The sequence below is a fragment of the Cupriavidus sp. DB3 genome, assembly GCF_020418465.1.
Classification (GTDB): Bacteria; Pseudomonadota; Gammaproteobacteria; order Burkholderiales; family Burkholderiaceae; genus Cupriavidus; species Cupriavidus cauae.
In genome coordinates, this window is record NZ_JAIZPL010000004.1 from 547,681 (window position 1) to 561,474 (window position 13,794).

Annotated in this window: 11 protein-coding genes; 8 read left to right on the forward strand and 3 right to left on the reverse strand. The window is 69.4% G+C overall.

Going from position 1 to position 13,794, the window contains the following annotated elements; translation table 11 throughout:
- Positions 1–236: 236 nt before the first annotated feature.
- Positions 237–542, reverse strand: a complete 306-nt coding sequence (locus K7G19_RS15945; protein WP_149317196.1) for a zf-TFIIB domain-containing protein — start codon at positions 540–542, stop codon at positions 237–239.
- A gap of 225 nt (positions 543–767) precedes the next feature.
- Between K7G19_RS15945 and K7G19_RS15950 the strand changes: the two genes are divergently transcribed.
- The gene (locus tag K7G19_RS15950; RefSeq protein WP_226108086.1) at positions 768–1,586 is read left to right on the forward strand and encodes an aminotransferase class IV family protein; all 819 of its coding nucleotides are present in this window, start codon (positions 768–770) and stop codon (positions 1,584–1,586) included.
- A gap of 134 nt (positions 1,587–1,720) precedes the next feature.
- Here K7G19_RS15950 and K7G19_RS15955 read toward each other — a convergent pair whose 3' ends face one another.
- Positions 1,721–2,680 carry a tripartite tricarboxylate transporter substrate binding protein gene (locus K7G19_RS15955; RefSeq protein WP_226108183.1) on the reverse strand — a complete coding sequence of 320 codons (960 nt, stop codon included), beginning with the start codon at positions 2,678–2,680 and terminating at the stop codon, positions 1,721–1,723.
- 336 nt (positions 2,681–3,016) lie between these two features.
- Between K7G19_RS15955 and K7G19_RS15960 the strand changes: the two genes are divergently transcribed.
- From K7G19_RS15960 to K7G19_RS15970, 3 genes are all read left to right on the forward strand, one after another.
- A complete protein-coding gene (locus tag K7G19_RS15960) occupies positions 3,017–4,168 on the forward strand; it encodes an acyl-CoA dehydrogenase family protein (protein WP_150082787.1) in 1,152 nt (383 codons plus the stop codon).
- Positions 4,165–5,298, forward strand: a complete 1,134-nt coding sequence (locus K7G19_RS15965) for an acyl-CoA dehydrogenase family protein (protein ID WP_226108087.1) — start codon at positions 4,165–4,167, stop codon at positions 5,296–5,298. The genes K7G19_RS15960 and K7G19_RS15965 overlap by 4 nt, the downstream gene beginning before the upstream one ends.
- A 176-nt stretch (positions 5,299–5,474) precedes the next feature.
- The gene (locus K7G19_RS15970) at positions 5,475–6,458 is read left to right on the forward strand and encodes a tripartite tricarboxylate transporter substrate binding protein (RefSeq protein ID WP_223819537.1); all 984 of its coding nucleotides are present in this window, start codon (positions 5,475–5,477) and stop codon (positions 6,456–6,458) included.
- Positions 6,459–6,468: 10 nt separating this feature from the next.
- Here K7G19_RS15970 and K7G19_RS15975 read toward each other — a convergent pair whose 3' ends face one another.
- Positions 6,469–7,446, reverse strand: coding sequence for a LysR family transcriptional regulator (locus K7G19_RS15975; RefSeq protein WP_226108088.1), 978 nt, complete (start codon positions 7,444–7,446; stop codon positions 6,469–6,471).
- A gap of 224 nt (positions 7,447–7,670) precedes the next feature.
- On the opposite strand from K7G19_RS15975, the gene K7G19_RS15980 reads away from it, so the two are divergent.
- The 4 genes from K7G19_RS15980 to K7G19_RS15995 all read left to right on the forward strand — a co-directional run bounded on the left by K7G19_RS15980 (position 7,671) and on the right by K7G19_RS15995 (position 13,688).
- Entirely contained in the window at positions 7,671–8,444 is a 774-nt protein-coding gene (locus K7G19_RS15980) for an enoyl-CoA hydratase/isomerase family protein (protein WP_226108089.1), read from the forward strand.
- Positions 8,445–8,467: 23 nt separating this feature from the next.
- Complete coding sequence (locus tag K7G19_RS15985) at positions 8,468–9,697, forward strand: CaiB/BaiF CoA-transferase family protein (protein ID WP_150082791.1); 1,230 nt, start codon at positions 8,468–8,470, stop codon at positions 9,695–9,697.
- Positions 9,698–9,858: 161 nt separating this feature from the next.
- Positions 9,859–12,000, forward strand: coding sequence for an alpha/beta hydrolase domain-containing protein (locus K7G19_RS15990; RefSeq protein WP_226108185.1), 2,142 nt, complete (start codon positions 9,859–9,861; stop codon positions 11,998–12,000).
- 32 nt (positions 12,001–12,032) lie between these two features.
- Positions 12,033–13,688, forward strand: a complete 1,656-nt coding sequence (locus K7G19_RS15995; RefSeq protein ID WP_226108090.1) for a tannase/feruloyl esterase family alpha/beta hydrolase — start codon at positions 12,033–12,035, stop codon at positions 13,686–13,688.
- Positions 13,689–13,794 lie beyond the last annotated feature (106 nt).

A 13,794-nucleotide genomic window follows, 5' to 3' on the forward strand; every position in this document is an offset into this window, starting at 1 on the left:
GCGTCTTGACGAATACGGCGCCCCGAGGGGCGCCGTGCGGTCACATCTGCGTCGAGGATCGTCGATCGAAGCGGTCGGTCGAAGCGGTCGGTCGAAGCGGTCGATCGAAGCGGTCGATCGAAGCGGTCGATCGAAGCGGGTCGATCTACGCGGTCATTCGAAGCGGGCGATCGAAGCCGGTCACTCGAAGCCGGTTACTCGAAGCCGGTTACTCGAAGCCGGTCACTCGAAGCCGGTCAATCGAAGATCTCGTGCCAGATGCTCTTCTTGCGATAGTGCTTCTGCTCGCGGTAGCGATCGTCGTCGCGGTAGCCGCGCTGGTCATAACCGCGGTCGTAGCCGCGCGGATCGACCGGCCGTTGCGGCGCGGCGGCCTGGGGCGCCTGCGCGACCGGCGCCTGTTCGGCCGCGGCACGCTCCAGGATCTTGTCGAGCTCGCCGCGATCGAGCCACACGCCGCGGCATTTCGGGCAGTAGTCGATCTCGACGCCCTGGCGTTCGGCCATCACCAGCGTGGTCTCGGTACAGACGGGACATTGCATCGCAGCTCTCCTTGATTGCGTGTTCAACGGCTAACGCCTGTCAGACCGTCGCCCGGCGGCTTGGTTCGGCAGCACGGATTCCCGCTGCCCGCTTGACGGGCCGTATGGGGCTCATCTGAATCTTCAAGTTCGGCTTGATGATTCGTACAGAACTTTTCGTTTCCGGAAGGCCCGGCCGCTGGGCGATAGTTTGCGCTGCTTGACGATCACATACAGGAGCGCGGCATGTCAGCCGAATCGAAATCGAAGTCACACATTGCCCACCTCGACGGCCGGCCCGCCTCGGCGGCGGACCTGGCGCCGCTTGCCTTCGCCGGTTATGCCCACTTCACCGCCATGCAGGTGCGAAGCGGCCGGATTCGCGGCCTGGACCTGCATCTGTCCCGCCTGCGAGCGGCATCGATGGCGCTGTTCGGCACGGCGCTGTCCGACGAAGCGGTGCGGGACCGCTTGCGGGCGGCGCTGCGGGCGAGCCCCGCCGATCTGTCGTTGACGGCGACGGTGTATTCGCCGGAAGGGGAATTCACGGCGCGCGGCATCGGCGCGCCCCGATTGCTGATCCGGACCGGGCCGCCTTCGTCCGGGCCGACAGGACCGCTCGCGCTGGATACGGTCGAGCATGAGCGGGTGCTTCCCGGCATCAAGCACGTCGGCGAAATCGCCAAGACGTACTACCTGCGGCAGGCCGTCGAACAGGGCTTCGACGATGCGGCCTTCGTCGACCGCCAGGGGCGGCTCAGCGAGGGCACCATCTGGAACCTCGCGTTCTGGGATGGCGAGGCGGTGGTGTGGCCGGAAGCGCGGATGCTGACCGGCACCACCATGGGCATCCTTCGGCGTCAGCTGGACCGCCTCGGCATCGCGCAGCGCACGCGCGAGGTCAGGCTCGCCGACCTGCCTTCGCTCGGCGGCGCGGTCGTGATGAACTCATGGACGCCCGGCGTGCCGGTACGGCGCATCGGCGAGGTGCCGATCGCCGCTGCGCCGGAATTCGTCGCGCTGCTGCATCGGGCCTACGAGATGGAGTACGCGGTGGCGCCGTGAGGCGTCTCACCGCTTCGGCCTGTGCCTCGGGCCGTTGCAGCAGCCACACTGCTCCGGCTCACCGCTCCGCCGACGCCCTTGTTCAATGCGCCGGTCCAATGCACCGGCTCAATGCCTCAGCTCAATGCATCGGCTCACTGCTTCGGAATCCCCGCCAGCGTGGCGGCCGCCGACCAGCGCTTGATCTCGTCGAGCTGGAACTTGCGCAGCACCTCGGCGCCGCCGGCGAAGATCTGGCCGTTGGTGCGGCCGATGAACTCCGCGGCCTCCTTGCTGTTGAAGATCTCGACCGCGGCGCGGCTGAGCTTGTCGACGATCGGCTTGGGCGTATGGGCCGGCGCGAACAGCGAGACCCAGTTGATCATGTAGTAGTCCTTGAAGCCTAGTTCCTGCAGCGTCGGCACATTGGGCTGCACGTCCAGCCGCTTGTCGCCGGTGACCGCCAGGATGCGCGTCTTGCCGGTCTGCGCCAGCGCCGCCGCGGCGGTGTAGTCCGACAGCGCGAAGTCGACCTGGCCGCCGGCGAGGTCCGCCACCGCCGGTGCCGCGCCCTTGTACGGAATCGCCACCGCCTTGACGCCGGCCTGCTTCAGGAACAGCTCGGTGGCGATCTGGTACGAGGCCGAGCCCGAGCCGTAGCTCAGCTTCCCCGGCCGCGCCTTGCCGTCGCGGATCAGGTCCTGCACCGTGCGGTACGGCGAACTGGCCGGCACCGACAGCACCATCGCGCCGTAATAGAGCCGCGCCACCGGCGCGAAGTCCTTGACCGGATCGTAGGGCAGCGATTTGAACTGCACCGCGTTGGTCGCCATCGGCGAGTTGCTGGCGACGAACAGCGTGTAACCGTCCGGGTCCGCGCGCGCCACCGCCTGCGCCGCGATGAAGCTGTTGGCGCCCGGCCGGTTCTCGACCACGAAGGGCTGGCCGAAGCGCGCCTCGAGCTTCTGCGCGAGGAAGCGCGCGGTGCTGTCCGAACCGGTGCCGGGCGGGAAGGACACCACGATCTTGACCGGCTTGGCGGGATAGCCGGCGGCATCGGCCGCCGCATCGGCGGCCCGCGCCGGCGAGGGCAACAGCATCGCCAGCACGGCCATCGAGCCCGTGGCCAGCGACACCAGCCGCGCAACGGTCCATTTGTTCATCGAATCATCACGCATCGCTCTGTCTCCTTGCGGACGGTGTGACCCCGCCCTGTCGAACCAGGCCACAGCCTAAGCGCCGAGCGGCAGCGAGGGCAACTGTCCCGCGGACATATCGCTTATGCGCGGGACGTATGGAACGCTTCTCCGCTTGCGAACGCGCGGGCGTGCACAAGGGCCCACCGGATTTTTGTTATGCCGCCGCCGCGATGGGCGGCCCCTGTCCGCGTCGCTAAGCTGCCTCCCATCGCTGCATCGACGAACGCAGCACACCAATCGACAGGAGGGGAAATGGACACGGCCAGCCAGATCGTGATTCGACCGGCGCAGCCCGATGGGGACCTGGCGCCATTGCGGGCGCAGGTGCGCGCCTTTCTCGCCGACACCGTCGGCGACCGGCCGCCGCAGAAGCGCGCGCAGAGCTGGTCCGGCTATGACCCCGCGTTCAGCCTCGCGCTGGGCGCCAAGGGGTGGATCGGCATGACGTGGCCGAAGGCCTTCGGCGGACAGGAGCGCTCGATGCTGGAGCGCTATGTCGTGCTGGAGGAACTGCTGGCGGCGGGCGCGCCGGTGGGCGGCCACTGGGTCGCCGAGCGGCAGAGCGGTCCGCTGCTGATGCGCTACGCGGACCCGGAAGTGGCGCACGAGATCGTGCCCCGCATCACGCGCGGCGAGGTGCGCTTCTGCATCGGCATGAGCGAACCCGATTCGGGCTCGGACCTGGCATCGATCCGCACGCGCGGCGATCGCGTCGACGGCGGCTGGGTCGTCAACGGCACCAAGCTGTGGACCTCGAATGCGCATCGCTCGCACTACATGATCGCGCTGGTGCGCACCGACCGCAGCGCCGACGACAAGCACAAGGGCCTGTCGCAGCTGCTGATCGACATGCGCTCCGAAGGGCTGCAGGTGCGGCCGATCCGCAATCTGGCCGGCGAGGAGCATTTCAACGAAGTGGTGTTCGACAACGTCTTCGTGCCCGACCGCATGGTGATCGGCGAGCCGGGGCAGGGCTGGGCGCAGGTCACCGCCGAGCTGACCTTCGAGCGCAGCGGCCCGGAGCGCTATCTGAGCAGCTATGCGCTGCTGGCCGAGATGGTGGATCACGCCGATGCCGACGACGCGCGGCACGCGGTCGAGCTCGGCTACCTGGTGGCCGAGCTGAGCAATCTGCGGCAGATGTCGCGCGGCATCGCGGCGATGCTTCATCGCGGCGAGAACCCGCAGCTGGCGGCGGCCAACGTCAAGGATCTCGGCGCGCTGTTCGAGCAGCGCATTCCCGAGGTCGCGCACCAGCTGTTCGGCCACGAGCTGCGGCCGGACGGCTCGCCCTTCGTCGCCACCCATTGCCATCTGACCCAGACCGTGCCCTCGTTCTCCCTGCGGGGCGGCACGCGCGAAATCCTGCGGGGAATCATTGCGAGAGGCCTGGGGGTCCGATGAACGAACGCGAACTGGAGCTCGAACTCGAGCAGATGCTGGCCGACAGCGCACAACGGCTGTTCGGCAACGAAGTGACCACCGCGCAGCTGGAAGCGGCCGAGCGCGGCGAATGGCAGGCGGACCTGTGGCGCACCGTCGAGGACAGCGGCCTGACGCGGCTGTTCGCCGGCGAGGACGACGGCGGCGCCGCGGCCGACTGGCAGCAGGGCCTGCCGGCGCTGCTGGCGGCCAGCCGCACGCTGGCGCCGGTTCCCTTCGTCGATACCGCCGCGTGCGGATGGGTGCTGGCGCGCCTGGGCATCGCGATGCCGGACGGACCGATGGCACTGGCCGCGCACGCCGGCACCGAGTCGGAGCGGGCGGTGGCGCGCTCGAGCGCCGAAGGCTGGCGTCTCGATGGCACGGTGGACGTGCCCTGGGGCCGGCACGTGCGCCATGTGGTGGTGCGTGCGGTGGACCGGCAGCCGTTCGGACGTGCGGTATGGCTGCTGGTGCCGACCGCCGGCTGCCGCATCGAGACCGGCGCCAATCTGGCCGGCGAACCGCGCGACCGGCTGCGCTTCGACGACGCGCCGGCCGCCGCCGCGGTGGTGGTCGAGAGCCCGGCCGACGAGGCGATGCTTGGCGCCGGCGCGGCAACGTCGCAGCCCTCGTCACCTTCCCCGCTCGGCGCGCTGATGCGTTCGATCCAGATCGCCGGCGTGCTCGAGCGCGTGCTGAACCAGACCGTGCAATACGCCACCGAGCGCATCCAGTTCGGCCGCCCGATCGCCAAGTTCCAGGCGATCCAGCAGCAACTGGCGATGCTGGCCAACGAAGTGGTGGCGGCGCGCATGGCGGTGGCCAGCGCCTGCGCGGCGATGCGCGCGCCCGGCTGGGACAGCCAGGCGATGGTGGCCAAGGTGATCTGCGGCAATGCCGCCGGCCGCGCCGCCGCGATCGCGCACCAGGTCCATGGCGCGATCGGTTTCACGCACGAGCACTCGCTGCACTGGTCCACCCGTCGGCTATGGAGCTGGCGCGCCGAGTACGGCAGCGAGGCGCACTGGGCGCGCGAGATCGGCACGCGCGCGATCCGCGAGGGCGGCGCCGCGCTTTGGCCGCGGGTCACCGCGCCGCAGGCCGCCTGAGGCGCGTGGCGTGCACGCACGCGGCCACGTACACGTGACCACCGTGCACGTGACCACCGCGCGCGCGACCACCACGTGCGTGACCACCACGTGCGTGACCACCACGTGCGCGGCGTATCGCGCAGGAACACAGGGATAACAAGGGCAAACGAGCCCTCCCACGACAGGAGACATCGATGCGAGTACCGGGTTTGTTTCGGGCGCTGCTGCTGGCCAGCGCCGCCTTCACCAGCGCCGTCGCGAGCGGCATTGCCGCCGCCGAATCGGCCAGCGAGTTTCCTTCGCGGCCGCTGCGGATCATCGTGCCGTTCACCGCGGGCAGCGGCTCCGATTCGTCGGCCCGCTACTACGGCGAAGCGCTCGGCCGCGCGCTGGGCCAGCCGGTGGTGGTCGAGAACCGCCCCGGCGCCAACGGCGTGATCGGCATCCAGGCGTTGAAGAACGCGCCGGCCGACGGCTACACGATCCTGCTGGCGAGCAATTCGCCGCTGTCGGTCAATCCGATCGTGCTGAAGAACCTGCCCTACGATCCGCTGGCCGATCTGCGTCCGATCGCGGGCCTGAGCCGAAACATGAATGTCTTCCTCGTGCCGATCGATTCGCCCTGGAAGACGCTGGCCGATGTGGTCGCCGCGGGCAAGGCCAAGCCGCTCAGCGTGGGCACCTATTCGGCGGGCTACCGGCTCGCGGCCGCCTGGTTCGGCAATCTGGCCGGCATCAAGCTGGTCAATATTCCCTACAAGGGCCAGGCGCAGATCATGACCGACATCATCGGCAGGCAGCTCGATCTGGCGGTGGTCGACACCAGCGGCGCGCTGACGCTGATCCGGCAGGGCAAGGTGCGCGCGCTGGCGGTATCCGGGGAGAAGCGCCATCACGAACTGCCCGAGGTGCCGTCCGTGCGCGAGCTCGGCTATCCCGATTACGTGCAGTACAGCTGGGTGTCGTTCTACGTGCGGGCGCAGACGCCGGACGACATCGCCGGCAAGCTCGCGACCGCGATGCAGTCGATCCTGAAGACGCCCGAGTCGACCGCCTTCCTGGCGACCAAGGGCAGCGACCCGATGCCCTATCCCCCGCAGACCATGCGCTCCTTCCACCAGGCCGAAATCGCGCGCTTCCGGCGCGTGGCGCAGGCGGCCGGCATCCAGCCGGAATGATGGCGTGAAGCTACACCGGCAGGCCGCGCGCGACCTCGGTCAGCAGCGCGCGCAGCAGGGAGACGAAGGGATGGGTATGGACATTGTTGTGCCAGCACAGATGGACCGGAATGGCCAGCGCCGGGTCGTCGATCGGAATGAAGCGCACGCCCGGATGCCGGCACAGTACCGGCGCCAGATAGCGCGGCACCATCGCATACATGTCGGTACCGGTGATCGCGTCGGCGACGGCCAGATAGCTGGTCATCGTGCAGGCGATATGGCGCTGCTCGCCGTGCTTGGCGAAGTAGCGGTCGACCATGCGCGTGACCACGCCGAACTGCGAGATGTCCAGGCAGGGCAGCGGCGCCAGTTCGGCCGCGCCCGCCGTGTTGCCGAGATGGGCATTGCCGGCATCGCACAGGCAGCCGAACGGCGCCGAGAACAGCAGCTCGGAACGCAGCGCCTCGGATTCGACCGGATAGAAGGCCACCATCACGTCGATCGCGCCGCTGGTCATCGCGCTCAGTCCGCTGGGCATCGGCACCGGATGCATGCGCACCCGCGCGCGCGGCGCGACCTCGCGCAGCCGGGCCAGGAAGGCCGGGGCGATCAGCGCCTGCAGCGAGTCGTTGATGCCGATCGCGTAGGAGCCGGTCTCCTGCGCGGGATCGTAGCGCTCGCTCTGCGTGTAGATGCTCTCGATGGTGCGCAGCGCGGCGTCGAGCGCCTGCTGCAATTCCTGCGCGCGGCGCGTCGGCAGCATCCTGGCCGCGCTCTTGATCAGCAGCGGATCGCCGAACTCCTCGCGCAGCCGCTCCAGCATGCGGCTGGTCGACGGCTGGCTGCTGTCGAGCCGCCGCGCCGCCTCGCTGACGCTGCGGCTCTCCAGCAGCGCGGCCAGCACGACCAGCAGGTTCAGGTCCTTGTGCCGCAGTTCGGCCAGCGGCAGCCGCCGCCGGTCGTTGGCGGGCGTCGGCTCGCCCTCTCGATGGTCTCCGCTATGCATCGTCGATTCGCGTTGCGCTCCTGGTGAGCGGGTGTTGCCGGCCAGATGCCGGCGCCCGCTTTCGATTGGCCGATGAATCCGTCCGGCGAGGTGCCGGACACACGGGCTCCATTATCCGGGCGCGGCTCCCGGCGATCCATCGGCAATTTCCCACGCCGCCCATTTACGCCGCTTGTTCGCGCCGCTGCTTCTGTCACCGCTACCACCACCGACCTTCTACCGCCATGGATACTTCATCCCCTGTCTCGCTGCTCCGGATGCCGCAGGACCACGTCGCGCACGTGGTGCTGCAGCGCCCGCCCCATAACCATGTCGACGCCGATTGCATGGCGGCGCTCGCCGATGCCCTCGAACAGCTCGATCGCGACGACGATTGCCGCGCCATCGTGCTCGCGGCCGACGGCAAGTCGTTCTGCGCCGGCGCCGACTTCGGCGCCAGCGATCCGTCGATCCGGCGCGATCCCAGCCCGTTCTACCGGCAGGCGATGCGGCTGTTCCGCACGCGCAAGCCGATCGTGGCGGCGGTGCATGGCGCGGCGATCGGTGCCGGCGTGGGGCTGGCCCTGGTCGCGGACTTTCGCGTGACCTGCCGCGAGGCGCGCTTCAGCGTCAATTTCAACCGGCTGGGCTTCCATCCGGGCTTCGGCCTGAGCCTGACGTTGCCGCGGCTGATCGGCGAGCAGCGTGCGGCGCTGCTGTTCTACACCGGCCGCCGCATCGACGGCGCGACCGCGGTCGAGATGGGGCTGGCCGACGAGCTGGTCGAACAGGCCGACGTGCGGGCTCGCGCCCACGCGCTCGCCTGCGAAATCGCGCTGTCTGCGCCGCTGGCCGTCGAAAGCACGCGCGCCACGCTGCGCGCCGGACTTGCCGACCGCGTCGCCGAGATCAACCGGCACGAGCTGCAGGTCCAGCTGACGCAGTTCCCGACCGAAGATTTCCGCGAAGGCGTGGCCGCGATGGCCGAGCGCCGCCTACCCAATTTCCAGCGCCGCTGATGCGGCATCACAGGAGTGCGTCAGTGAACGAACACAAGCAGAGCGGCGGCAAGACCGCCGTGGCGGGGCCGCTGGACGGCGTGCGGGTACTGGACCTGTCGTCGGTGGTGCTGGGGCCGATGGGCACGCAGGTGCTGGCCGACATGGGCGCCGACGTGATCAAGATCGAGGCGCCAGAGGGCGACCTGATGCGCGCCAATGGCGTGGTCGAGCACGCGGGCATGAGCTCGATCTTCCTCGCGCTGAACCGCAACAAGCGCTCGGTGGTGCTGGACCTGAAGGACGAGCAGGGCGCGGCCGCGCTGCGCGCACTGATCCCGACCTGCGACGTGCTGGTCCACAACATGCGGATCGGCGCGATCGAACGGCTGGGCTTCGGCTACGACGCGGTCGCGCGCCTGCGGCCCGATATCGTCTATTGCGCCGCGCCCGGTTTCGGCCAGGACGGTCCGGACCGCGACAAGCCCGCGTTCGACGACATCATCCAGGCGGCCTGCGGCTTCGTCGGCGCGGCGAGCGCGGCCGGTGCCGAGCCCGACTACCTGCCCAGCCTGATCGCCGACAAGACCACCGGGCTCGCGGTGGCCAACGCGGTGCTGGCCGCGCTGTTCCGGCGCGAGCGGCACGGCGAGGGCCAGTACGTCGAGGTGCCGATGCTGGAGACGATGGCGGCCTTCGTGCTGACCGAGCACATGGGCGGCATGATGTTCCCGTCTTCTACCGCCAAGGCAGGCTATGCGCGCCTGCTCGAAGGCGGCCGCAAGCCGGTGCGCACCGCCGATGGCTGGATCAGCATGCTGCCCTATACCGAACGGCACTGGAAGGCGTTCTTCCACGACCTCGGACGCGACGACCTGGGCGAGCGCTATCAGATCGCCAGCCGGCGCGAGCGCAACGCGAACATCAAGGCGCTGTACGGCCATCTGGCCGAGCTGGCGCCGCTGCGGACCACCGCGCAATGGATGGCGCTGTGCGAGCGGCTCGATATTCCCGCCACGCCGATCTACCGGCTCGAGGACCTGCCGGGCCATCCGCATCTGTCGGCGGTGGGACTGTTCGAGGAATCGGTGCATCCGGCGGTCGGGCCGATCCGCCAGGTCCGCCCGACCACGCGCTTTGCCCGCACGCCGACCGCGATCCGCCGGCCCGCGCCATCGCTGGGCGAGCATACCGAGGAGGTGTTGCGCGAGGCCGGCGTCGCGCCGGAGCGGATCGCCGCGCTGCTGGAGCCCATTAAGCCAAAACCCCGCTGAATCCATCGAGATTATCCATTTCTCCTGAATCAATTCGCTTCCTAGACTTGGCGCCAACGCTCCGTCAGTGGGCGTGAAGACAAGCGACCCGAAGAAGAACCACCAGGGCAGGAGAAGACATGGAGATCAGGCACGCTCGCCGCGTCGGCACGGCGCGGGCGATGGGATGGCGGTTGGCTGCGGTGACCGCGGTCGCCGCGGCAACGCTGCTGGCCGGTTGCGGCAGCGACGACGATGGCGGTCCGTCGACCGGCGGCCCGCCCGGAGGCGGCGGGCAGGCGGCGACCCCGGCGATCACGCTGACGATTTCCGCGCGCGAGGACTTTCCCGGCAGCTTCGGCAGCGTCGGCGCCTACGAGAAGCTGACCGGCTCGCTGCACGGCGAGGTCGATCCGAAGGACCCGCGCAACGCGGTGATCCAGGACCTCGAGCTCGCGCCGGTCAATGCGCGCGGCATGGTCGAGTACACCACCGAGTTCGTGATGCTCAAGCCGAAGGACATCGGCAAGGCCGGCGGCGTGCTGCGCTATGACGCCCCCAATCGCGGCAATATCCTGACCATGCCGAACCCGGCCGCGGTGCCGGGCGATGCGGTCTATTTCGAGCGCGGCTATGTGTTCCTGTACGCGGCGTGGCAGGGCGACGTGCCCAAGAGCTCGCCGGCGCGGCTGACGCTTAGCGTGCCGGTGGCGCGCAACAAGGACGGCAGCAGCATCACCGGCCCATACGCCGCGGAGCTGGTGCCCAGCGTGGCGACCTCGACCATGAGCCTGCCCGGCGGCGTCTTCAACGGCTCGATGATTCCCTACGCGCCGGCCAGCCTCGACAATACCCAGCCCGGCTACACGCTGACGCGCCGCGTCAACGAGACCGATCCGCGCGTGCCGATCGCGCCGTCGGAATGGAAGTTCGCCGACTGCGGCCCCGGCGGCGCGCCGTTTCCCGGCAAGCCCGACGGCAGCAAGGTCTGCCTGAAGGACGGCTTCCAGCCCGGCTATCTGTACGAGATCACCTACGTGGCCAAGGATCCGAAGGTGATGGGCGTGGGCCTGGCGGCGCTGCGCGACACGGTGACCTTCTTCCGCCATCGCAGCGCCGACGCGGCCGGCACGCCCAATCCGATCGCCGGCGCGATCCGCTACGCGATCGGGCAGGGCACCTCGCAGTCGGGCAATGCGATGAAGACCTTCCTGCATCTGGGCTTCAACGCGGCGCTGGACGGCGGCAAGGTGTTCGACGGCATCTTCGCGCATGTGGCCGCGCGCCAGACCAATATCAACACGCGCTTCGCGGTGCCGGGCGGCGGCGGTGGCCTGCGCACCGACCATCGCGCCTTCGGCCAGACCGCGCCGCGCGGGCTGGCGGCCGACTACGAGGACGCGGTCGCGGGCCGCACCGGCGGCGTGATGAAGCGCTGCAGCGAGACGCGGACCTGCCCGCGCTTCTTCCTCGGCCTGTCGGGCACCGAGTTCTGGCAGCTGCAGGGCTCGCCGGTGCTGACCGACGCCTACGGTTTCACCGACCTGAAGCAGCCGGACAATGCGCGCATCTACTACTACGCCAGCACGCAGCACGGCGGCCGCTCCGCGCAGATCAACTACAACCCCGCGCAGACGGTCTATCCGGCCGGCTCGATGATCGACTTCGCCGATACCTTCCGCGCGCTGTTCATCGCGCTGGAGGACTGGGTCGCGCGCGACATCGCGCCGCCGGACAGCCAGGTGCCGCGCATCGCCGACGGCACGCTGGTGCGGCCCGACCAGTTGCAGGTGCCGGTGATCAAGGGTGTCGGTTTCGCCGGCCCGAGCGGAACGGTGCCGATCCCCGACTTCCAGTACCTCGGCCGCTACAACGGCTTCCCGCTGCTCGACTACGGCCCGCAGTACCGGCCGCAGGACGAGTCCGGCATTGCGACCGTGCTGCCGCCCGCCTATCTGGGCCGCGACTACGCGATCCTGGTGCCGCAGCTCGATCCCACCACCGGCCTGGCGAAGGCGGGCATCCGCGCGCTCGACGTGCAGGCGCCGGTCGGCACCAGCCTCGAGTTCAACTACGTGGCCACGCCCGGCATCGTCGATCTCGTCAATCTGGGCGGCAGCTACATCCCCTTCCACAAGACCGAGGCCGCGCGCACCGCGGCCGGCGACCAGCGGCCCTCGCTGGAGGCGCTGTATGGCGACCAGGCCGGCTATCTGGCGAAGCTGCGCACGGCCGCCGACGCGCTGGTGTCGCAGCGCTTCCTGCTGCCCGCCGACGCACAGCGCGCGATCGCGCGCGCCCAGGCCAATCCGGTGCTGCCGTGAAGCGGCACCGGCGCAACGGAAGGAGAGACATCATGACCAAGCCAGGACCCTGGCGTGTCCATGCGGCCGCGCTGGCCGCGGCAGCCGCGGCGGCCGTGACGCTGGCTGCCTGCGGCGGGGGCGACGATCCGCCGCCTGAGCCGCCTGAGCCGCCGCAGGCCGGCAATCCGCAGCCCAGATCGTGCGCGCAGATGGCGGCAGCGGTGCTCGACGGCGCCGCCGTGCAGTCGGCCACCGAGGTCGCCGCCGGCAGCTTCTCGCCCAATGCCGGCACCACGCTGACCGTGCCCGCCTTCTGCCGCGTGCAGGCGGTGGCGCGGCCCAGCAGCGATTCGGAGATCCGCTTCGAAGTGTGGATTCCGGCCGCCGCGCAATGGAACGGCAAGCTGCTGGTGACCGGCAATGGCGGCTACAGCCCGGCGCTGGGCTACCGTGCGATGGCGATGGGGCTCGCGCGCGGCTACGCCACCGTCGGCGGCGATACCGGCCACCAGTCGGCCAATCCGAACGACATGCTGTTCGGCGTCAACCATCCGGAGAAGATCGTCGACTGGGGCACGCGCTCGATCCATGCCATCACGGTGCCGAGCAAACGGCTGGTCGCCGACATGCACGCGCGCGGCATCGAGCGCGCGTACTTCTACGGCTGCTCGACCGGCGGCCACCAGGGCTATGCCGAGGCGCAGCGCTATCCGGACGATTTCGACGGCATCATCGCCGGCGCGCCGGGCAACAACCGGGTGCGGCTCAATGCCGGCTTCCTGTGGCAATTCCTCGCCAACCACCGTCCCAACGACAATCTGTCGCCAATCATCCCGGCGGCCAAGCTGACGATGGTGACGCGCGCCGCGGTGGCGGCCTGCGATGCCGACGATGGCGTCACCGACGGCGTGGTCGACGATCCGCGGCAATGCGGCTTCGATCCGGCAACGCTGCAATGCAGCGGCGCCGATGCGGACAATTGCCTGACCGCCGAACAGGTGTCGGCGCTGAAGGCCATGTACGCAGGGCCGCGCAATCCGCGCACCGGGGAGCAGGTCTATCCCGGCTGGCCAAAGACCAGCGAGGCGCTGTTCACGGTGGCCGGCGCACCGGTAGGCTGGAACTCCTACTGGGGCACGACCGAGCCCACGCGCGCCGATTTCTGGCGCTACTGGGTCTTCGACAATCCGCAATGGAACTGGTGGACCTTCGATTTCGATCGCGACCTGGCCTATGCCGACGCCAAGGTCGGCACGATGGTCGATCAGACCAACGCCGATCTATCGGCCTTCAAGGCCGGCGGCGGCAAGCTGCTGGTCTACAACGGCTGGCAGGACCCGGTGGTCAACGCGGTCGATACCATCGCCTACTACGATCGCGTCAAGGCGGCGCAGGGCTCCCAAGCCGCCACCGACGCGTTCTTCCGGCTCTTCATGGTGCCCGGCATGGGGCACTGCTCGGGCGGGCCGGGTACCACGCAGTTCGGCAACGGCGATACGCCGGCGCCGGTGGTCGATGCGCAGCATGACATCCTGGAGGCGCTCGATGCCTGGGTCACGCGCGGGACGGCGCCGGAGCGCATCGTCGCTTCCGCGGTCAGCGGCGGCGCCGTGACGCGCACCCGGCCGCTGTGCCCGTATCCGCGCAAGGCGGTCTATCAGGGCAGCGGCAGCACCGACGATGCGGCCAATTTCACGTGCCGCTAGCGGGCAGCGTCCGCTGGAAGGGAGGCAGAAGTTGCAAGGCATGTAAGACCGTTCCGGGCCGGGACAAGGCACGGATCGCGACCGGCGGGGTCGACAACGCCCCGCC